Below are 19,662 nucleotides of genomic sequence, written 5' to 3' on the forward strand. Positions count from 1 at the left end.
ACCTGCGTCGGCCATCTTCTCGCTGTCATGCCTGCGAAGGCAGGCATCCAGTATCCGCTCGCGGTCGTGGTGACGCGAAGAGGGGCTTCCTCTTGGCGCCTTCAGGGCGTGAGCGGAACCGTTCGGGGTTACTGGGTCCCGGTCTTCGGCTGCGCCGAAACCGGGACGACAGGCGGAGGGTGGGGTGCTGCCTGCGTATCGTGATGGCGGACTATGGAAGGCCGTGAAAGAGGTCGCGCCAGTCGCGGTTATGCTCTTCGATGAGCCTGATCTTCCAGGCCCGTTTCCAGCGCTTGATCTGCTTTTCCCGCCGGATGGCGGCTTCGACATCGGTATGATGTTCGAAATAGACAAGGTGGGTGACGTCGTGGCGGGCGGTGAAGGAGCGCGCGATCTTGTCGCGATGCTCCGAAACCCGGCGTGCAACATCGTTGGTGACCCCCGTGTAGAGGGTCCCGCCGACGCCGCTGGCCAGGATGTAGACATAGTAGTTGTGATCGCGCATTCGCCCCACATGCCCGATTTCGGCCGCCCCGCCAGGGCGGGGCTGGCGCCTAGAACAGGCCCTCGATCCGGCCGTCCGCATCGAGGCGGATGTGGTTGGCGGAGGGGACCTTGGGCAGGCCGGGCATGGTCATGATCTCGCCGCAGATCGCCACGACGAAGCCGGCGCCGGCCGAAAGCCGCACCTCGCGCACCGGCACGATGTGGCCGGTCGGCGCACCGCGCAAGGTCGGGTCGGCGGAGAAGGAATACTGCGTCTTGGCCATGCAGACCGGCAGGTGGCCGAAGCCGTCCGCCTGCCAGCGTTCCAGCTGGTCGACCACCGACTTGTCGGCGGCGACCCCGTCGGCGCGGTAGATCTTGCGGGCGATGGTCTCGATCTTCGCCATCAGCGGCATGTCGTCGGGATAGATCGGCGCGAAGTTGGACGACCCGCCCTCGACCATCTCGACCACTTTGCGGGCAAGGTCCTCGGTGCCCTTGGAGCCTTCCGCCCAGTGGCGGCAAAGTACCGCCTCGACGCCCTGCTCGGCGGCATAGGCCTGGAGCGCTGCGACCTCGGCGTCCGTGTCGCTGACGAAGTGGTTGATGGCAACGACGACCGGCAGGCCGAAGCTCTTCACGTTCTCGATGTGGCGGCCGAGATTGACGCAGCCGCGTACCAGCGCCGCGACATTCTCCTCCCCCAGCGCCTCGCGGCCAACGCCGCCGTTCATCTTCAGCGCCCGGACGGTCGCGACGATGACCGCCGCGTCGGGCTTCAGACCCGCCTTGCGGCACTTGATGTCGAAGAACTTCTCCGCGCCGAGATCGGCGCCGAAGCCGGCCTCGGTGACCACGTAGTCGGCAAGCTTGAGCGCGGTCTTCGTCGCGATCACCGAGTTGCAGCCATGGGCGATGTTGGCGAAGGGGCCGCCATGCACGAAGGCCGGGTTGTTCTCCAGCGTCTGCACGAGGTTCGGCTGCATCGCCTCCTTGAGCAGCACGGTCATGGCGCCGTCCGCCTCCAGGTCGCGCGCGGTGACCGCGCTGCGGTCGCGGCGATAGCCGACGATGATGTCGCCGAGCCGCTTCTGCAGGTCGGCAAGGTCGCTGGCAAGGCAGAGGATCGCCATGATCTCCGAGGCGACGGTGATGTCGAAGCCGGCCTCGCGCGGGAAGCCGTTGGCGACGCCGCCGAGCGAGGCGACGATCTGGCGCAGCGCCCGGTCGTTCATGTCCATCACCCGGCGCCAGGTGATGCGCCGCGTGTCGAGGCCGAGCGCATTGCCCCAGTAGATGTGATTGTCGATCAGCGCCGACAGCAGGTTGTGGGCGGAGGTGATGGCGTGGAAGTCGCCGGTGAAATGGAGGTTGATGTCCTCCATCGGCACGACCTGGGCATAGCCGCCGCCGGCAGCGCCGCCCTTCATGCCGAAGCAGGGGCCGAGCGAGGGCTCGCGCAGGCAGATCGCCGCGCGCTTGCCGATGCGGTTGAGCCCGTCGCCAAGGCCGACCGTGGTTGTGGTCTTCCCTTCGCCGGCGGGCGTCGGGTTGATGGCGGTGACCAGCACCAGCTTGCCGTCGGGGCGGTCCGACAGGCCCTTGATGAAGTCGGAGCGGACCTTGGCCTTGGTCGATCCGTAGCTTTCCAGCGCGTCCGCCGGAATGTCGAGCCGCGCGCCGACCTCGGCGATCGGCTTCATCCTGGCGGCGCGGGCAATCTCGATGTCACTGGCCATGGCAAACTGTCCTCTCCCCGGGCGGTCGTTGATCTGCCGCCGTCTATCGTTCGATTTGGAAAGCCGATCCTAGAGGCTGAGGGCAGGGCCGACTGTTTGCGATCCGACATGCCGGCATCGCGCAATCGTCGTCCTGCGGGTCAAAATGCGGTCAGTCCTCGCCGGTGGCGAGCGGCATGTCCTCGCGTCCGCCCCACTCGGTCCACGACCCGTCATAGACGGCGGAGCGTTCGTGGCCGGTGATGGCGAGTGCCAGCGACAGGATCGCCGCGGTGACGCCGGAGCCGCAGCTGGTGATGACGGGGCGCGAGCGGTCGATGCCGGCCGCGTCGAACGCGGCGGCAAGGTCCTCGGCGGGCTTCAGGCGGCCGTCCTCCATCAGTTCGGTGAAGGGCAGGTTCAACGCGCCGGGCATGTGGCCGCTGCGAAGCCCTGCGCGCGGCTCCGGATCGCGGCCGGCGAAACGGCCGCGCGAGCGCGCGTCCAGCACCTGCTGGCCGCTGCGGAGCGCCTGCGCCACCTTGTCGAGATCGGCGACGAGGCCGTTGTTGAGCCGCGCGGTGAAGTGGCGCTCGCCGCGCGGGGCGGGCGCGCCGTCCTCGAGCGGGCGACCTTCCGCCTTCCACTTGGGCAGGCCGCCGTCGAGCACGAAGACCTGGCTGACGCCCATGGCGCGGAACATCCACCACACGCGGGCGGCGGAATAGAGCCCGACGCCGTCGTAGACGACGATGGTCTGGCCGTCGCCGATGCCCATGCGCCGCATCATCGAGGAAAAGACATGCGCGGGTGGGAGCATGTGCGGCAGGTCGCTGGTCGTGTCGGCGACCGCGTTGACGTCGAAGAACACCGCGCCGGGAATGTGGCCTTGCGGATACTCGGGCGGGGTGTCCGGCTTGCCGAGCGGCGGCAGCCAGGCATTGACGACGACAAGGTCCGGCGAGGCGATCTTGTAGGCCAGCCACTGGGTCGAGACGAGCGGGGAAAGCGCCATTGCTGAAAGCCTCGCTGGAGCGATGGAAGGGGAGAGGGGGAGGAGCGTCAGTCGGCGAGCTGGATGCGCACGCGCCGGTTCTGGCGGCCCTTCTTCTCGATCTTGGTGACGATGAGCGGGCCGATCTCCGAGGTGCGGCTGACATGGGTGCCGCCGCAGGGCTGCAGGTCGACATCGCCGATGCGCACCAGCCGCACGCGCCCGCTGCCCATCGGCGGCTTGACGCTCATGGTCTTGACCATCTCGGGCTTGGCCAGCAGCTCCTCGTCGGTGATCCAGTCGGTGGTGACCGCATGGTCGGCGGCGGCGATCTCGTTGACCTTCGCCGCGACCTCGTCCTTGTCCGGGCTGCCCTCGGGCAGGTCGAAGTCGAGACGGCCCTCGCCCTCGCCGATCTGTCCGCCGGTGACGGGGAAGGGCAGGACGACGGAGAGCAGGTGCAGCGCGGTGTGCACGCGCATCAACCGGTAGCGGCGATCCCAGTCGAGATGCAGCACGATCCCGTCGCCGACGGCCGGGAGCGCCTCGCCCTCCGCCGGAACATGGACGATCTGGCTGCGGTCCTCGCCATAGACGGTGGTGGCAATCGGGATCTGGCGGCCGTCGGCAAGCTCGATCCGGCCGCTGTCGCCCGGCTGCCCGCCACTGGTCGCGTAGAAGACGGTCCGGTCGAGGACGATGCCGCCGCGGTCGGTGATGGCGGTCACCCGCGCATCGCAGCTGCGCAGGTAGGCATCGTCTCGAAAAAGCAGGTCCGTCATGAAAATTCCCCGGTCGGTCAGCCGTGCGATTCAGGCAGGAGCGCCAGCCTATCCGATCGGCTCCGGCAATCAACCGTCCGCGGCGGCGAGAATCTACCGCCTCAAAGGATCGGCGAGAACAGCCGCGCGGCCTGGGCGATGAGGCGGAAGGCGAAGGAGCGCACCTCCAGATCCTCCGGCGTCGTCGGTCGTGCATTGGCGAAATCGCGCTCCAGCATCCGCTCCACCTTGCCGATTGAGCGGTCGTGGGTGAACCACAGCGTCACCTCGAAATTGATGCGGAAGGAGCGGGAGTCGAAATTCACCGTGCCGATGCCTGCGAGCGCGTCGTCGACCAGGATCACCTTCTGGTGCAGGAAGCCGGATGTGTAGCGATAGACCTTGATGCCGTAGTCGACCATGTCGTCGGCATGGGCGTAGCTCGCCAGCCAGACCAGCCGGTGGTCGGCCTTCTCGGGCAAGAGGATGCGCACGTCGACGCCGCGCATGGCCGCGGCCATCAGCGCGGTCTGGATCGCCTCTTCCGGCACGAAATACGGACTGACGATCCACAGCCGCTCGCGCGCCCGGGCGATGACTTCGGAAAAGGCGATGGCGCAGTCGTCGAACCGGTCGGCCGGGCCCGTCGGCATGACCAGCACGGGCTCGTCGCCCGGCTGGGGGATCGGCACCGGCAGATAGGGCCGGATCGGCGTGCCGGTCGCCCAGTGCCAGTCCTCGCAGAAGGAGAGGGCGCAGGCGATGGCCGCAGGCCCCGCAACCTTCACATGGGTGTCGCGCCAGTGGCCGAATTCCTTCGACAGGCCGACATACTCGTCGCCCACATTGTGCCCGCCCACCCAGGCTGTCTCGCCGTCCACCACGACGATTTTGCGATGGTTGCGGTAGTTGAGGCGCATCGGGCCGGTAAAGCGCAGCCACTTGTGGCGCTGGTTGAAGCCGGCGATCCTGACGCCCGCCTTGCGCAACCGGCGGCGGTAGCTGCGCGGCAAGCCCTTGGAGCCGACGTCGTCGTAAAGGACATGGACGCGCACGCCCGCCTCGGCGCGCTCGGTCAGAACCTCGGCCAGCCGCTGACCGAGCCCGTCGTCGCGGATGATGAAGAACTGCACCAGGACCTCGTGCCGCGCCCTGGCGATGCCGGCGAAGATCGAGTCGAACGTGTCCGGTCCGTCGACCAGCAATTCGACCGAATTGCCGGCGAGAAACGGGATCTGGGCGATGCGGGTAAGCACCGGCCAACTGGTGCTGGTGGTGGCATCGGCCAGCCGCAACTCGCCGGCGCGCGCCGCACGGGTCGCGCGGCCGGCATAGGTGCGGACCTCGCCGTAGTCCTCGAACCTCTTCCAGCCGAAGACGAGGTAGAGGAAGGCGGTGGGGAAGGGGAGGAACAGCAGCGACAGCAGCCAGGCGACCGAGCCCTGCGAGGTACGGGAATGCAGCACCTCGCGGACCGCGCAGACGGCAGCGAGCGTGTAGAGCGCAAAGGTAAGCGCAGCGATGATCGGCAGGTTGGCGACGAGCGCCTCGGCGAGATCGAAATCGCGGATCATCTCAACTCGGTAGAAACGAGGGTCGGGGGAAGACGGTAGGGAGGAACCCGCCCAAATACAAGGCAGGTCGGAAGTGTCACAGTTTGAAAATTTAAGTCGGAACGTTCCGGTTTTGGCGAGTTGCAGTGGGTTTAGTTTTTCGTGTTACGATTGCTCCGCAGTGGAGCGAATGCTGGGGGAAAGCGAATGGCAGAGTTCAACAGCGAAACGGTGGTTCAAATGACCATTAGACAGCTTGTTATCGGGGTTGTGGGTATAAGTGGGGCCCTTTGGGCTATAGCTCATTTCACCTTTGGCGGGATCAAGTCCGATATATCCGATATAAGGGTTGCCGTCACACAAGCACAGAATCGAAACGCAGACACCCATCAGGCCGCCACGACAGCAGACAGCGATCTTCGCTCGCAGTTTGCTGGACTGACTGCAGAACTTAGGGTCACAAATGCGGGGCTGACTACCCTGACGGACTCTGTTGGCGGCTTGAATGAAAGCATCAAGTCCGTAGATGCCCGATTGGCTGCGTCCGTTTCTAGGCAAGAATCTTTCGAACGCTATGTGGCGGTTCGGCTCGGGCCGATTGATGCCAAGCAAACCAACTTCGAAATTCCCATACAATGGCTTGAACAGCAGCAAGAAGTTGTGCCGACTCTGACCCAAGGCGACAACCCTTATGTAGACTGGTATCGGTCCCTTATTCAGCGGTAGTTGCACGCTACTTGCGAAGACCCGCGCGGCCCAAGCTTGGGTGCAACTTCGTCCATCATTGCGACCAGAGCTTGTCGGTGACGCCGGCAGCCACGGCAGGGCTCATCCGCAGCGTCCCGCTCAGGCTACCTCCTCAGGCGACCTCCTCGAACGGGGCGGCGATGGTGCTCGGCTTTTCCAGCCAGCCCGGCACCGGCAGGTCCTTGGAGCGCAGGAAGTCCGGGTTGAACAGCTTCGACTGGTAGCGGTTGCCGTAGTCGCACAGGATGGTGACGATGGTATGCCCGGGACCCATCTCGCGCGCCATGCGGATGGCGCCGGCGACATTGATGCCGGAGGACCCGCCAAGGCACAGGCCCTCGTGCTCCAGCAGGTCGAAGACGACCTGCACCGCCTCCGCATCCGGGATCTGGAACGGCATGTCGACCGGTGCATCCTCCAGGTTGGCGGTGATGCGGCCCTGGCCGATGCCCTCGGTGATCGAGGAGCCTTCCGCCTTCAGCTCGCCATGGGCGTAGTAGTTGAAGAGCGCGGCGCCCATCGGATCGGCAAGGCCGATGCGGATCTTCGGGTTGAACCCTTTCAACGCCATGCCGACGCCGGCCAGCGTGCCGCCCGAGCCGACGGCGCAGACGAAGCCGTCGACCTTGCCGTCGGTCTGGCGCCAGATCTCCGGGCCGGTCGTCTCGACATGCGCCTGCCGGTTGGCGACATTGTCGAACTGGTTGGCCCAGATCGCGCCGTTGGCTTCCGTCTTCGCCATCTGTTCGGCAAGGCGGCCGGACAGCTTCACGTAGTTGTTGGGATTGCGATAGGGCACGGCCGGCACCTCGACCAGCTCCGCGCCGGCGAGCCGCAGCATGTCCTTCTTTTCCTGGCTCTGCGTCTCGGGAATGACGATCACCGAGCGGTAGCCGAGCGCATTGCCGACGAGCGCAAGGCCGATGCCGGTGTTGCCGGCCGTGCCCTCGACGATGACGCCGCCGGGGCGCAGGGCGCCGCGCGCCTCCGCATCGCGGACGATGTAGAGGGCGGCGCGATCCTTGACCGACTGGCCGGGATTCATGAACTCGGCCTTGCCGTAGATCTCGCAGCCGGTCAGCTCGGAGGCCCGGTTCAGGCGGATCAGCGGCGTGTTGCCGATTGCGTCGATCACGGAGGTCTTGATGTCCATCGCTCGTTCCGTCCGTTCCAGGGTCGTGCGGTGCCGGCCGCGTGGCGTCCGGGCGCGTTGTGAAATGGGCCGGCAGGGTAGGCCGGAGGGGAAGGGCCTTCAAGCGAACCCATCCCATTTGTCAGGCCGTCGTTGATAATCCTTTCGGCCCTGTTCTACAAAGTTGATCGATAAATCATCACAGTGCACGTAAGCTTGGAATCGTATGCTGGCGATGATCCGCTGAGGGGCTGGCGTCGTAACACTGGCAAAGGATCTCCGGACACGACCGTGCCGTCACTCGGGATGTATTGGCGCGGAGCGGTTCGTGGAGTATGAGCGATGAGACGCGGCCTTGGGGGTGCCGCGACAGGGATTGGATTGGAATGGACGCATCACGCGAACAGTTCGACGCGTTGCTGGCCGGATATGTGGCCGGAACGCTGGCCGAACCTGCAAGACTGCTTGTGCGGAGCCATCTCGACCTGTCGCCGGTCAATCGCGGGTTCGTCCGCGATCTCGAGGCTGCAGGCGGGACGATGCTCGAAGAGATCGCCCCGGCGAGGATCGACAATCGGGATGCCATGCTGGCCGCGATCTTCGCATCCCCCGCCGAGGAGCCAATCTCGGTGCCGCGGATGGCCGTCAGGACGCGGCTGCCGTTGCCGCTCTTCGACTTCATCGGCAAGGATGTGGCCGACATCCCCTGGAGAACCAAGCTTCCGGGCCTCAAGGAGTACAAGGTCGCCGAGATGGACGGCTGCAGCGCCAGCCTGCTGTGGATCCGCGCCGGCATGGCGATGCCCTCCCATACCCACCACGGCACCGAGCTGACTCTGGTGCTGGAGGGCGGCTTCACCGACCTGCACGGACACTATGTGCGCGGCGACGTCGCCTATGCCGACGACGATGTCGACCACCGGCCGGTGGCGGACGACGACGAGGACTGCATCTGCTTCGCCGTCACCGAAGGCAGCCTGCGGCTGACCGGCCCGATCGGCCGGCTTTTCGCGCCTTTCATGCGAGGCTGATCCGCCGCTGATACATTTCGAGCCCGTCGCGGCCGGACCCTGACGGGATCCGGCCGTGCGGTGTGTTTTATTCCCTTCGCAGCTTCGAGGCGATCCGCCGGCACCTGCCTGCCGTAAACCCTGCAAGACAGGATGGAGGCAGACGATGAGATTGAAGGCGCGCGGTGCCGTTGCTCCTCAAGACGGCGTGGCCTGGGTCACCGGCGCAAGTTCGGGCATCGGCGCAGCGCTGGCGCTGGAACTGCAGCGGTACGGCTGGACGGTGGCGGTGACGGCGCGCTCGGCCGATGCGCTCCAGGATCTGGCCAAGATGGCGATCCCGGGTGCGATCCTGCCGATGCCGGGCGACGTGACCGATGCCGCGCGCATGGCCGAGATCGTCGCCGAGCTGGAAGAGAAGCATGGCGGTATTGCGATGGCCGTGCTGAACGCCGGGGTCTACCTGCCGGTCGACGGCACCGATCCCGACCTTTCCGCCTTCCACACTTCCTTCGACGTCAACCTCAAGGGAACAGTGAACGCCCTGGTGCCGCTGGTGGCGGCGATGAAGCCGCGCCGGCGCGGCCAGATCGCCATCGTCGCTTCCGTCGCCGGCTATAGCGGGTTGCCGACCTCGGCGGCCTACGGGGCGACCAAGGCAGGCCTCATCAATCTGGCGGAGGCGATGAAGTTCGACCTCGACCGGCTCGGCATCTGCCTGCAGGTGATCTCGCCTGGCTTCGTCGACACGCCGGCGACGAAGGACAATCCTTTCCCCATGCCGCACCTGATGAGCGTCGAGGCGGCCGTTGCCGAGGTGGTCGAGGGGCTGGAGGCGCCGAACGGCTTCGAGATCACCTTCCCCAAGCGCTTCACCCGGCAGCTGAAGCTGCTGCGCCTGCTGCCCTACCGGCTGTATTTTCCGCTGGTCGCCCGCGCCACCGGCTGGTCGGGCAAGGGGGAGCCGAAGACGAAGGACAGCTGAGGCCGGCGGTCACACCGTCCGGCGGCTTGGCGCCGCCTCGCGCGCGGCGAGCGAGCGGGCAAGGTCCGCATGCGCGTTCGCATCGAGCGGAAAGTTCCACATCAAGGCGATGGCGGCGAGCTTGAGGGCGACGGGCACGAGCGCATAGAGCGTCACCAGCATGCCGAGGCCGTCCGTGCCGGTGCCCTCCGCGGCAAAGCCGGCAAGGTCGAGCAGCGGGAAGGCAAGCCCGACGGCGAGCGCCAGCGACAGTTTCGTCGCAAGCCCCCACAGCGCGAAATAGAGCCCGGACCGGCGGCTGCCGGTCGCAAGGCGGTCGACATCGATCACGTCCGCCTGGATGGCGGACGGGAGGGCAAGGTCTGCGCCGAGTGCCAGGCCGGTGAGGACGCAGATCGCGGCGAAGCCGAAAAGGTCGCCCGGGCCGAGCAGCGGCACCAGGGCGAAGATCGCGCAGGCGCCCAGCATGGCGAGCGACCAGCTGCGATGCTTGCCGAGCCGCCTGGAGACGGCGATCCACAGCGGCACGCCGGCAATGCCGCAGAAGAAATAGAGGAACAGGAACGGCCCCTGCATCTGCGGCGCCTCCAGCACCCGCGCAACGAAGAACAGGAACAGGGTCGCCGGCAAGCCGTTGGCGAAGCCGTTGACGATGAAGGCTGCAAGCAGGCGCAGGAACGGGCGGTTGGCGGCCAGATGGGCAAATCCCTCGCGCAGGCCCGGCAGGGCACGGCTCGCCTCCACCGGTTCAGGGAGGACGCGGACGGCAACGGCGACCGCCAGGGGAAGCGACAGGGCGACGAGCCAGGCGAGCACGGCAAGCGCATCGCCCTGGCCGCCTGCCCCGCTCGCCTCCACCAGCGCCGGCACGGAAATCGCGACCAGCGTGCCGACGAGCACCATCCCCTCGCGCGCTCCGGCAACGCGGCTGCGGCCGTGATAGTCGTCGGCAAGCTCCGCCCCCCAGGCGGTGTAGGGTATGATCGCCGCCGTATAGCCGACCGAGAGCGCCAGTCCCCAGCCGAGCAGATAGGCCCAGCTCGCACCATCGGGCGGCGTCAGGATCATGAAGGCCGCGAGTGCGGCGGGCAGGGCGGCGAGCGCCAGCCAGCCGCGCCGCCGGCCGAGCGGCGGACGGAAGCGGTCGGCGGCGAGGCCCACCAGCGGATCGGAGATCGCGTCCGCCAGCCGCACGATCAGCAGGATGAATCCGACCTGCGCGAGCGGCAGGCCGATGGCGCCGGCATAATAGCTCGGCAGGATGACGTAGAGCGGCAGGGTGAGCGCCGCCAGAGGCAGCGCCGGTCCCGCATAGGCCGCAAGTTGCGCCCATGACGGGCCCGGCGCTGGCGCCATATGTCATCGCGCCTTTTCGTAGATCATCTGGCGCACGTCGATATTGCCCGAGCGGAAGCCGGCCTCGCAGTAGTGGAAATAGAACTCCCACAGCCGCTTGAACCGGTCGTCGAAGCCGAGCGGGCGGATGCGCGGCCAGGCGGCCCAGAAGCGCTGGCGCCATTCCTCCAGCGTGCGGGCATAGTCGTGGCCGAAGATGCGCTGGGCGGCGAGTTTCAGGCCCGAGCGGTCGCCGAGCGCTTCCAGCTCGCCCGGAGGCGGCAGCATGCCGCCCGGGAAAACGTGGCGCTGGATGAAGTCCGGCGTGCGGCGGTAGTCGTCGAACAGCTTGTCCTGGATCGTGATGATCTGCAGGCCGGCCCGACCGCCGGGCTTCAGGCAGTTCGACACGGTCTGGAAATAGGTGCTCCAGTATTCCTCGCCGACCGCCTCGAACATCTCGATGGAGGCGACGCGGTCGTATTGCCGGCGCTCGTCGCGATAGTCCTGCAGCTTCAGCGTCACCCGGTCGGCGAGACCCGCGTCCTGGATGCGCTTGGAGGCGAAGTCGAACTGCTCGCGCGAGATGGTAAGGCCGGTGACCCTGGCGCCGATCTCGCTGGCGACGAACTCGGCAAAGCCGCCCCAGCCGCAGCCGATCTCCAGCACGTGGTGATCGGGCGTGATGCCGCTCTCCTCCGCCAGCGCCCGGTACTTGCGCTTCTGCGCCTGTTCCAGGTCGTTGACGCCGCCGTCGTAGAGCGCCGAGGAATAGGTCATCGTCGGGTCGAGCCATTCCTTGTAGAACGCATTGCCGAGGTCGTAATGGGCGGAGATGTTGCGCCGCGAGCCGGACCGGGTGTTGCGGTTCAGCCAGTGACGGACACGCACCATCATGCGGAAGATCGGGCTGCCGCGCAGCATGTCGGCGGTGGCGTCGCGGTTGCGGCAGAACAGCTCCAGGAAGGTGGTGACGTCGGAACTCGTCCACTCGCCGACCATGTAGCTTTCGCCGACGCCGATATCCGAGCCGCTGAGCAGGCGGCGGATGAAGCGCCAGGAGTGGATGCGCACCTGCGCGTCCGGGCCGGGCAACTCGCCGCGGATCAGGAAGTGCTTGCCTTCGGGGGTCTCCACGCTCAAGGACCCGGCCTTGAGGTTGAGCGCGATGCGAAGGCCGAGGCGCGCGAGCCGGGGAAGTCCGGCCAGGGCCTGGCGGGCATTTTCAGGTGTGAGAACGATCGCAGTCGACATGATCGGTCGCTCCTCGTCGGACAGCCGGGACACTTCAGCTACCCGTATATGCTTTGTGGCGTCGAATGGTTCCCGGACGTTGAGACGGCGAATGAAAAGGCGCGCCCTTCAGCCACAAGCGGAGCGCCTCCCAGTGGATTCCGCCGACCACTTTGAGTGTCATGAACGGGATTTTCAAGCAGAGCGAGAAAAGTGCCCGGCTGGTCGCCGGAAGCGCCGTTCCCGCGAAAGCTGCGGACAGCAGAGGTCCCTCGGCGTCACTTTCCAGGATGCGAATGCGCACTGCCTTGCCCGGCGGCAGCACGCGGAAGGCGTAGGTCTGCGCCATGTCGATGAAGGGCGAGACGTAGAAGGCCTTGGCGCGGGACTGGCGGATCCCCTCCGGCCCGCGCTGGCTCTCGCGCACCGGCTCCACATAGGTGTGGATGTCGCCGAACGTGTTGCGCACCTCGTAGACGAGCGCCGTGAGCCGGTCGTCCGCGTCATAGGCGAAATAGACCGACAGCGGATTGAACACGTAGCCGAGGATGCGCGGATAGCACAGCAGCAGGATCCGCGCCGGTGGCTCGTCTATCCCGCGCGCGGCGAGCAGCGCCTCCACATGGGCGCGCAAGGGGGTGCCGTCGCGCGGGCCGTGATCGGCCTCGTGGAAGGAAGCGAGATTGAAGCGGCCGACGGAGAACAGCCGCGACTGCCGGTCCGCCTCGCCCAGCCGGTCGAGATCGACCAGCAGCGAGAACACCGAATAGTCGAAGCGGTGGCCGAAGGGCTTCAGCCGGGCATGCATGACCTTGCCCGGATAGAGCACGGCGGCCGCCTCGGGCGGCGGGCCGTTGGCGTCCTGTGTCGTCGCCATGGGGCGCGGGGTCATTCGGCGGCCTCCGCGGTGCGCGCGACGCCGTCCGCGCCGACGCGCCAGGGGATCTCGCAGCCGATCGCCTCGGCGACGGAGAGGCCGGCGGCAAGGCCGTCCTCGTGAAAGCCGTATCCGCACCAGGCGCCGCAGAACCAGGTGTTGCGATTGCCCTGGATCTGGCCGAGCGCCTTCTGTGCGGCGATGGCGGCCGCGTCGAACTGCGGATGATCGTACTCGAAGGCGCCGAAAGTAAGGTCCTCGCGCGGAGGCTCGACCGGATTGAGGCTGACGAAGACCGGCTTGTCCTGGGGAAGGTTCTGCAGCCGGTTCATCCAGTAGGTGACCGAGGCATCGCGGTAGGGCGCGCCTGGATCGCTGGAGGCGATGTAGTTCCACGACGCCCAGACCCGACGCCGGCGCGGCATCAGCGTTCGGTCGCGGTGCAGGTACACCTGGTTGGGACGGTAGCGCACCGCGCCGAGGATGTTGCGCTCTTCCGGCGAGGCGTCGGCGAGCATCGCCAGCGTCTGGTCGGTATGGGAGGCGAGCACCACGTGGTCGAAGACGTCCTCGTGGCCCGACGTGTCGCGCACATGAACCCGGCCCTTGTGGCGGGTGACCTCGGCGACGGGCGTCGCCAGCCTGACGCGGCCGCGCAAGGGCGACAGGAGGCGCTCCACATAGGTTCGGCTGCCGCCCGAGACCGTGCGCCAGACCGGGCGATCGCGGTTGACCAGCCGGTGGTTCTCGAAGAAGGCGATGAAGTTTTCCGCCGGGAAGGCCAGCATGTGCGCCGGTGGCGTCGACCAGATCGCCGCGCCCATCGGCAGCAGGTAGTCGCTGGCAAAGCAGGGCGAGAACTTGCGCCGCGCCAGGTAGTCCGCGAGCGACAGGCCGCTCAGATAGCCGGAGGCGCGGTCGGAAACGCTCATGCGGTTGAAGCGCAGGATCTCGCGCAGCATCCACATGAAGCGCAGCGAGACGATGTTGCGCCGCTGACCGAAGATGGTGTCGAGATTGCAGCCCGACCACTCCCGTACGCCGCCGTCGAGCGAAAAGGAAAAGCTCATGTCGCTCGCCTCGGTCGAGACGCCGAGATGATCGAACAGGGCGGTCAGGTTGGGGTAATTCAGCTCGTTGTAGACGATGAAGCCGGTGTCCACGGCCATCGGGGTGCCGTCATAGTCGATGTCCACGGTGGCGCTATGGCCGCCGGGGCGCGCACGCTTCTCGTAGAGTGTGACGTCGTGCCTCCCGCTCAGGGCCCAGGCGGCGCTGTTGCCGGCGATGCCGGAACCGATGACGGCAATGCGCATTGCGTATCCTTCTTCTTCAGGAAGCGTTTTTTATGGTTTGGAAGGCATCGAGGGCACGCTGGCGCGCCGCGCCGTGCTCGACCATCGGCCGCGGATAGGTGTCGCCGAGGCGGATGCCGGCACGCTCCAGAATCTCGCGCGGGGCCTCATGGGGCTTGTAGATGTGGGAGGCTGGCAGGCGGGCGAGTTCCGGTACCCAGCGCCGCACATATGTGCCGTCGGGGTCGAACTTCTCGCCCTGGCTGGTGGGATTGAAGATGCGAAAGTAAGGAGCGGCATCGGCCCCCGAGCCCGCCACCCACTGCCAGCTGGCGGTGTTGTTGGCCGGGTCCGCATCGACGAGCGTGTCCCAGAACCAGGCCTCGCCCTTTCGCCAGTCGATCATCAGATGCTTGATCAGGAAGGACGCGACGACCATCCGCACCCGGTTGTGCATGTAGCCGGTCTGCCAGAGCTCGCGCATGCCGGCATCGACCAGCGGATAGCCGGTCTGTCCCTTCGTCCACACGCGGAACTGCGTCTCGTCCGTGCGCCAGGGGAAGTCGTCGAAGCGCGGCTGGAAATTGGCATGGCCGATATCGGGAAAGTGGAAGAGCAGGTGGTAGGAGAACTCCCGCCAGCCGAGTTCGGCGCGGAACTTGTCGAGCTGCTTGTCGCCGATCTCGTCGCGCGCTGCGGTGCGCTCGCCGGCCGCATACCAGACGCGGCGGGGCGAGATCTCGCCGAAGCGCAGATGCGGCGACAGCAGGGACGTTGCGTCCTCGCCCGGCATGTCGCGCTGGGCGGCATACCGGCAAAGCCGGTCGTCGAGAAATGCCTCCAGCCGCTTGCGCGCACCGGTCTCGCCCGGCGTCCAGGTGTCGCGCAGGCCGCCGGCCCAGTCGGGGCGCGCGGGCAGGGGAAGCAGGTCGTCGATCTCCTCGCTCTCGAGCGCGGGCGGTGCCGGCAAGGGGCGGGCGGGGGTCTCGAAATCCTTCGGCTGCGCCGGGGCGCCGCGCGCATTCATCGCGCGGAAGAAGGGGGAGAACACGCGGTAGGGCTGGCCTTCGCGGGTGAGAACGTCCCACGGTTCGGCCAGCAGCGCGCCGTTGAAGCTCTCGGCGACGAGGCCGTCGGCGCGCAAGGCGGATTTCAGCTCGGTGTCGATGGCGATGCCGGCCGCCTCATAGCGCCGGTTCCACACGATCCGCGCGGCCCCAGCCTCGGCGAGCACCTCGCGCACGGCCGTCAGCGCCGGGCCTTTGCGCAGGACCAGCGGCACGCCGATCCTCGCAAGGTCACGGGCAAGCGCCTTCAGCGACAGGTTCAGCCACCAGCAAGAGGCACCGCCCGGTGCGCGGGGCGCGTCCTTGCCCTCGTCCAGCACATAAAGGGCGACGACGGGGCGTCCCTCTTCCACCGCTGCGGCAAGCGCAGGATTGTCGTCGAGGCGCAGGTCATCGCGGAACCAGACGACAATCGGGGCAGGGCTGTCCTTGGATGGCATATGGAGGAAATTCCGTCTTCAGCGGGTCTGTGCCTTTCGATACGCCGTTTGATGTCTGATGGATCAGCACTTTTTACGCAGTCGCCGCGAAAGGCGAGCAGGTGCGCAAGGCGGGCCACGGGCGGAAACGAAAAAACGGCCGCGCGATTGGCGCGGCCGTTTTTGTCAAGGGAGGTCGGTCGAACGGGTCTGTATCCGGCCGGCGCGGGGAAGCGTGTTGCCGGAACTACAAGCCAAGGGTCAGGTGCACATCAAACGCTACCGAACACGCGCGGCAGATCAGGCGCGAAACGGTTCCGTGATCCAGTTCCAGGCGACGACGACGCTGTCGGCCGCGGCGCCAAGGCTGACGACGATGGCGGTCCACACAGCGTTACCGAACGCGGCGATCCGCATCATCGCCGATGGTTCCGAGCGGGGGGTCTCCTCGATGAACTCGATCGTGGTCTGCAGGTCCGGATCGTCGACCACGCGGCGGGTCACCACGAGGCGGGCATCGGGGGCAACGCGCGACTGGTCGGTCTTGGCGACGCGCGTCTCGCTATCCTGCGGGTCCGCCATGGCACGCACGACGACGGCGCGACCGTCGGGCAGCAGATGCGTCTCGTTCTGCGCCACTTCGCTGTCGTAGATCACCTCGCCGTGCTCGTCGATCAGCTCGACCCACGTGATCTTGCGACCGTTGCGTTCCACCTCGCCGACCCAGATGGCATAGGAGCTCTCGCCGTCGGTGCCCTGAGGCGTGCCGAGCGTGACCGCCAGACGGTCTTCGGGAATGAGAAACGTTTCGCGGTCGCTCTTCTGGAGAACCGTGTCGGCGGAATCCGCGCGGAGCTCGGACCCGGTAACAACCGCGGCAATGCCGATTGCGGCTGCAATGGCCAGTCCTGTGCGGGTAGCGCCGTGCCGGGAAGTCACACTCCGTGACTTTCCTGCAACGATATTCTTTGCATCTTCAAACATTCGTCGCCTCCCAAGGCTGGGCGGTCCCGAGTTCTTTGGTCGGTAACCGCCTGAATGTTGCTAAGCTTGAGATTTGGTGTATGCCATCCAAATATTCTAGGCCAAGCCTGCACCAACGTCTCTCAAACATCCTGACAAAACAGTAACGCGCATCACACCTATGCGGTTCCGCTGGAAACGATTTTTTCATACATCGGCAGGGCGCCGTGATAACGCGCTGGAATCGCAAGAGTTTCAAACGGGGCAGGAATGGGGCGCGTGCGAGGCGAAAAGGTGGCGAGGTTAATCTCACGTTTCCGTGAGTTTCGGACGGCGCGCGTGGCCGGAGGCGTTGCGTAGCTGCCGAACAGGGCGTTCGTGCGCGGGGGCAAGCTCGCGGGCCTGCAAGGCGCGGCAGCAGACGGCACGGCCCGAGGCGGTGCGCTCCCCCGTCACCTCGGCGCCGCAGACCGTGAACAGGGTCTGCGGCGTCAGCGTCGCCTTCGAGTTTCCAGGGTCAGCACGTTGCCGCCGTGCAACAGCGCCGGCGCGGGATGGGTCCCACGCCGGCTCGTTGCCGGGTGGTGTGCGCCTCAGCTGCCGGGCTTGGCGTTGGCGAAGAACAATTGCTGGCCGTCGATCTTGTAGTCGGCGATGACCTGCTGCCCCTCGTCGGAGATCACCCAGTCGACGAACTGCTGGCCGAGGTCGGCCTTCACGTTCGGGTGCTTCTCCTTGTTCACGAGGATGATGCCGTACTGGTTGAACATCTTCTCGTCGCCCTCGACGGCGATCTTGTATTCGCCCTTGTTGCCGAAGGAGATCCAGGTGGCGCGGTCGGTCATGACATAGGCGCCCATGCCGGTGCCGGTGTTGAGCGTCGCGCCCATGCCCGAGCCTGTCTCGCGATACCAGCCGCCCGACGCTGCCTCGACGTCGATATCGGCCGCCTTCCACAGGGCGAGCTCGGCCTTGTGGGTGCCGCTGTCGTCGCCGCGCGAGGCGAACGGGGCCTCGGCCTCGGCGATCTTCTTGAGCGCGTCGACAACATTGGCGGAGCCGGCGACACCGGCCGGATCCGACGGCGGGCCGACGATGACGAAGTCGTTGTACATGACGTCGAAGCGCTCCACGCCGTCGCCGTCGGCAACGAACTTCTCTTCCGCCGGCTTGGCATGGACGAACAGCACATCGCCGTCGCCATTGGCGGCGTTCTTGATCGCCTGGCCGGTGCCCACGGCCACGACGCGCACCTCGATGCCGGTCTTTTCCTTGAACTTCGGCAACATGAACTCGAACAGGCCCGAGTTCTGCGTCGAGGTGGTGGACTGCACCACGATGAAATTTTCTTCCGCATGCAGCGGGGCGGTAAGGCCCGTCGCCAGAAGGCCGGCTGCGGCGAGTGTCAGGAACCGACGACGAAGCATGTTGAAACTCCTACGTTGTTGATCAGCCTTGCGCGCCCTGTCCGTCGAGGAAAAGGCGCCCTTCCAGCCAGGCCCCGGCGGCTTCGGATCGGGGGGAGCAGAGCACCCGCGAGGCGGGGCCGCTCTCCGCGACCCGGCCGGCCTGCAGGAAGACGATGTCGTCCGCCAGCCGCCGGGCCTGGCCGAGATCGTGGCTCACCATCACGACCGTGACGCCGCGCCGGCTGGCATCGGCGATCAGGCTTTCGATGGCCTGGGTCGACGCCGGGTCGAGGCTCGCCGTCGGCTCGTCGAGGAACAGGAGCTCGGGATCACAGGCGAGCGCGCGGGCAAGGGCAAGGCGCTGCTGCTCGCCGCCCGACAGCACCCGAGCCGGGCTGCGGGCAAGGTCGCCGAGCTGCGCCTTGTCCAGCGCCTCGGCGATGCGTGCCTCGCGCGCAGGCCCCCGCAAGCCCCGCACCTTCAGCGCGAAGGCGAGATTGGCGAGCACCGAGCGGCGCAGCATCACGGGACGCTGGAACACCATCGCCTGTGCCCGTCGGGCGCTCTTGTCGAGCGGGCCGCCGCGCCAGGTCATCCGGCCGGCGGTCGGCACGATCAGCCCGTGCAGAAGGCGCAGCAGCAGGCTCTTGCCGGCGCCATTGGCGCCCATGATCATGGTCTTGCGCCCCTGGCCGATGCGGATGTCGATGCCGTCGATCAGGCGCTTGCCGCCGATCTCCAGCCGCAGGCCTTGCGCCTCCAGCAGGGCGGGGACGGCTGCCGCGGCAATGCTCGCGGCGTCTTCCACTTCGGTTCTGGCCGCCGCCTCACGCATAGGCGGCCCTCGCGGCGGAGGCGCGCAGGCCCATGACGGCGGCGTTCACCAGGACGGCGATCACCAGCAGCACGACGCCGAGCGCCAGCGCCAGCTCCAGGTTGCCCTTGGAGGTCTCCAGCGCGATGGTCGTCGTCATCACCCGGGTGACGTGGTTGATGTTGCCGCCGACGATGATCACCGCGCCGACCTCCGCGACGGCGCGGCCGAAGCCGGCGAGCGCCACGGTCAGCAAGCTGTAGCGCGCATCCCACAAAAGCGCACCGATGCGGGTGAGGGGACCGACGCCGAGCGAGCGGAACTGCTCGGAATATTCGCGGTCGAGATCCTCGATCACCTGGCGCGTGAGGGCGGCGACGATCGGCGTGACCAGGATGGTCTGTGCGATCACCATCGCAGTCGGGGTGTAGAGCAGGCCGAGCGGGCCGAGCGGACCGGAGGCCGACAGCGCCAGATAGACGACGAGGCCGACCACGACCGGCGGCAGGCCCATCAGCGAGTTGAGCAGGACGGTCGCCAGCGTGCGGCCGGGAAAGCGGAACGCGCCGACGACGGCGCCGAGCGGCAGGCCGATCAGGCAGGCGGCGATGACCGCCGTGATCGTGACGCGCAGGGACAGTGCGATGATTTCCATCAGGTCCGCATCGCCCGACAGGATCAGGGCAACCGCATCGCCGAGAACGGACGCAAAGGTCTGCATGCCTGTGATTTCTCCCTCTCAGGGGAAGAAATGCACAAAAAAGTCTAAAAATCCACCCGTTCGGCACCGTGACCGGCAAATCCCCTGACGGAAAATGCGGAGAGCGTTGCTTTCCTGCGCAATCTTCGGGATGCTGTTGGCAA

General features: G+C 66.8%; 18 protein-coding genes. 3 read left to right on the forward strand and 15 right to left on the reverse strand.

Going from position 1 to position 19,662, the window contains the following annotated elements:
- Positions 1–211: 211 nt before the first annotated feature.
- The 5 genes from MNI96_RS17755 to cls all read right to left on the reverse strand — a co-directional run bounded on the left by MNI96_RS17755 (position 212) and on the right by cls (position 5,533).
- A complete protein-coding gene (locus MNI96_RS17755) occupies positions 212–505 on the reverse strand; it encodes a GIY-YIG nuclease family protein (protein ID WP_228188582.1) in 294 nt (97 codons plus the stop codon).
- Between the two features lie 49 nt (positions 506–554).
- Entirely contained in the window at positions 555–2,225 is a 1,671-nt protein-coding gene (locus tag MNI96_RS17760; protein WP_249695302.1) for a formate--tetrahydrofolate ligase, read from the reverse strand.
- A 151-nt stretch (positions 2,226–2,376) separates the two neighbouring features.
- On the reverse strand, positions 2,377–3,219 hold the full coding sequence (sseA, locus tag MNI96_RS17765; RefSeq protein WP_249695304.1) for a 3-mercaptopyruvate sulfurtransferase: 843 nt from the start codon (positions 3,217–3,219) through the stop codon (positions 2,377–2,379).
- 47 nt (positions 3,220–3,266) lie between these two features.
- Complete coding sequence (locus MNI96_RS17770) at positions 3,267–3,980, reverse strand: alanyl-tRNA editing protein (RefSeq protein WP_249695306.1); 714 nt, start codon at positions 3,978–3,980, stop codon at positions 3,267–3,269.
- Between the two features lie 101 nt (positions 3,981–4,081).
- Positions 4,082–5,533 carry a cardiolipin synthase gene (gene cls, locus MNI96_RS17775; protein WP_249695309.1) on the reverse strand — a complete coding sequence of 484 codons (1,452 nt, stop codon included), beginning with the start codon at positions 5,531–5,533 and terminating at the stop codon, positions 4,082–4,084.
- A 186-nt stretch (positions 5,534–5,719) separates the two neighbouring features.
- Between cls and MNI96_RS17780 the strand changes: the two genes are divergently transcribed.
- Entirely contained in the window at positions 5,720–6,238 is a 519-nt protein-coding gene (locus tag MNI96_RS17780; protein WP_249695311.1) for a hypothetical protein, read from the forward strand.
- 133 nt (positions 6,239–6,371) lie between these two features.
- Here the strand turns inward: MNI96_RS17780 and MNI96_RS17785 are convergent, their stop codons facing one another.
- The gene (locus MNI96_RS17785; RefSeq protein ID WP_249695313.1) at positions 6,372–7,412 is read right to left on the reverse strand and encodes a cysteine synthase A; all 1,041 of its coding nucleotides are present in this window, start codon (positions 7,410–7,412) and stop codon (positions 6,372–6,374) included.
- A gap of 365 nt (positions 7,413–7,777) precedes the next feature.
- On the opposite strand from MNI96_RS17785, the gene MNI96_RS17790 reads away from it, so the two are divergent.
- Positions 7,778–8,422, forward strand: coding sequence for a ChrR family anti-sigma-E factor (locus MNI96_RS17790; protein ID WP_249695315.1), 645 nt, complete (start codon positions 7,778–7,780; stop codon positions 8,420–8,422).
- Between the two features lie 145 nt (positions 8,423–8,567).
- Positions 8,568–9,386: an SDR family NAD(P)-dependent oxidoreductase gene (locus MNI96_RS17795; RefSeq protein WP_249695317.1), complete on the forward strand. Its 819-nt coding sequence runs from the start codon at positions 8,568–8,570 to the stop codon at positions 9,384–9,386.
- Between the two features lie 9 nt (positions 9,387–9,395).
- Here MNI96_RS17795 and MNI96_RS17800 read toward each other — a convergent pair whose 3' ends face one another.
- From MNI96_RS17800 to MNI96_RS17840, 9 genes are all read right to left on the reverse strand, one after another.
- Positions 9,396–10,742: an MFS transporter gene (locus tag MNI96_RS17800; protein ID WP_249695319.1), complete on the reverse strand. Its 1,347-nt coding sequence runs from the start codon at positions 10,740–10,742 to the stop codon at positions 9,396–9,398.
- Positions 10,743–10,745: 3 nt separating this feature from the next.
- Positions 10,746–11,975 carry an SAM-dependent methyltransferase gene (locus tag MNI96_RS17805; RefSeq protein WP_249695321.1) on the reverse strand — a complete coding sequence of 410 codons (1,230 nt, stop codon included), beginning with the start codon at positions 11,973–11,975 and terminating at the stop codon, positions 10,746–10,748.
- A gap of 34 nt (positions 11,976–12,009) precedes the next feature.
- Positions 12,010–12,846 carry a DUF1365 domain-containing protein gene (locus MNI96_RS17810; protein ID WP_249695323.1) on the reverse strand — a complete coding sequence of 279 codons (837 nt, stop codon included), beginning with the start codon at positions 12,844–12,846 and terminating at the stop codon, positions 12,010–12,012.
- The gene (locus tag MNI96_RS17815; protein WP_249695325.1) at positions 12,843–14,147 is read right to left on the reverse strand and encodes an NAD(P)/FAD-dependent oxidoreductase; all 1,305 of its coding nucleotides are present in this window, start codon (positions 14,145–14,147) and stop codon (positions 12,843–12,845) included. Before MNI96_RS17815 ends, MNI96_RS17810 begins: the two co-directional genes overlap by 4 nt.
- 16 nt (positions 14,148–14,163) lie before the next feature.
- A complete protein-coding gene (locus MNI96_RS17820) occupies positions 14,164–15,633 on the reverse strand; it encodes a cryptochrome/photolyase family protein (RefSeq protein WP_249695327.1) in 1,470 nt (489 codons plus the stop codon).
- Positions 15,634–15,912: 279 nt separating this feature from the next.
- Positions 15,913–16,551 (reverse strand): hypothetical protein, encoded by a 639-nt coding sequence (locus tag MNI96_RS17825; protein WP_249695329.1) that lies wholly within the window; start codon positions 16,549–16,551, stop codon positions 15,913–15,915.
- A 617-nt stretch (positions 16,552–17,168) separates the two neighbouring features.
- Entirely contained in the window at positions 17,169–18,002 is an 834-nt protein-coding gene (locus MNI96_RS17830; RefSeq protein ID WP_249695331.1) for an ABC transporter substrate-binding protein, read from the reverse strand.
- A 22-nt stretch (positions 18,003–18,024) separates the two neighbouring features.
- Positions 18,025–18,819, reverse strand: coding sequence for an ATP-binding cassette domain-containing protein (locus tag MNI96_RS17835; RefSeq protein WP_249695333.1), 795 nt, complete (start codon positions 18,817–18,819; stop codon positions 18,025–18,027).
- On the reverse strand, positions 18,812–19,519 hold the full coding sequence (locus MNI96_RS17840; RefSeq protein WP_249695335.1) for an ABC transporter permease: 708 nt from the start codon (positions 19,517–19,519) through the stop codon (positions 18,812–18,814). Before MNI96_RS17840 ends, MNI96_RS17835 begins: the two co-directional genes overlap by 8 nt.
- Positions 19,520–19,662: the final 143 nt, after the last annotated feature.

The organism is Stappia sp. WLB 29 (assembly GCF_023507705.1).
GTDB lineage: Bacteria > Pseudomonadota > Alphaproteobacteria > Rhizobiales > Stappiaceae > Stappia.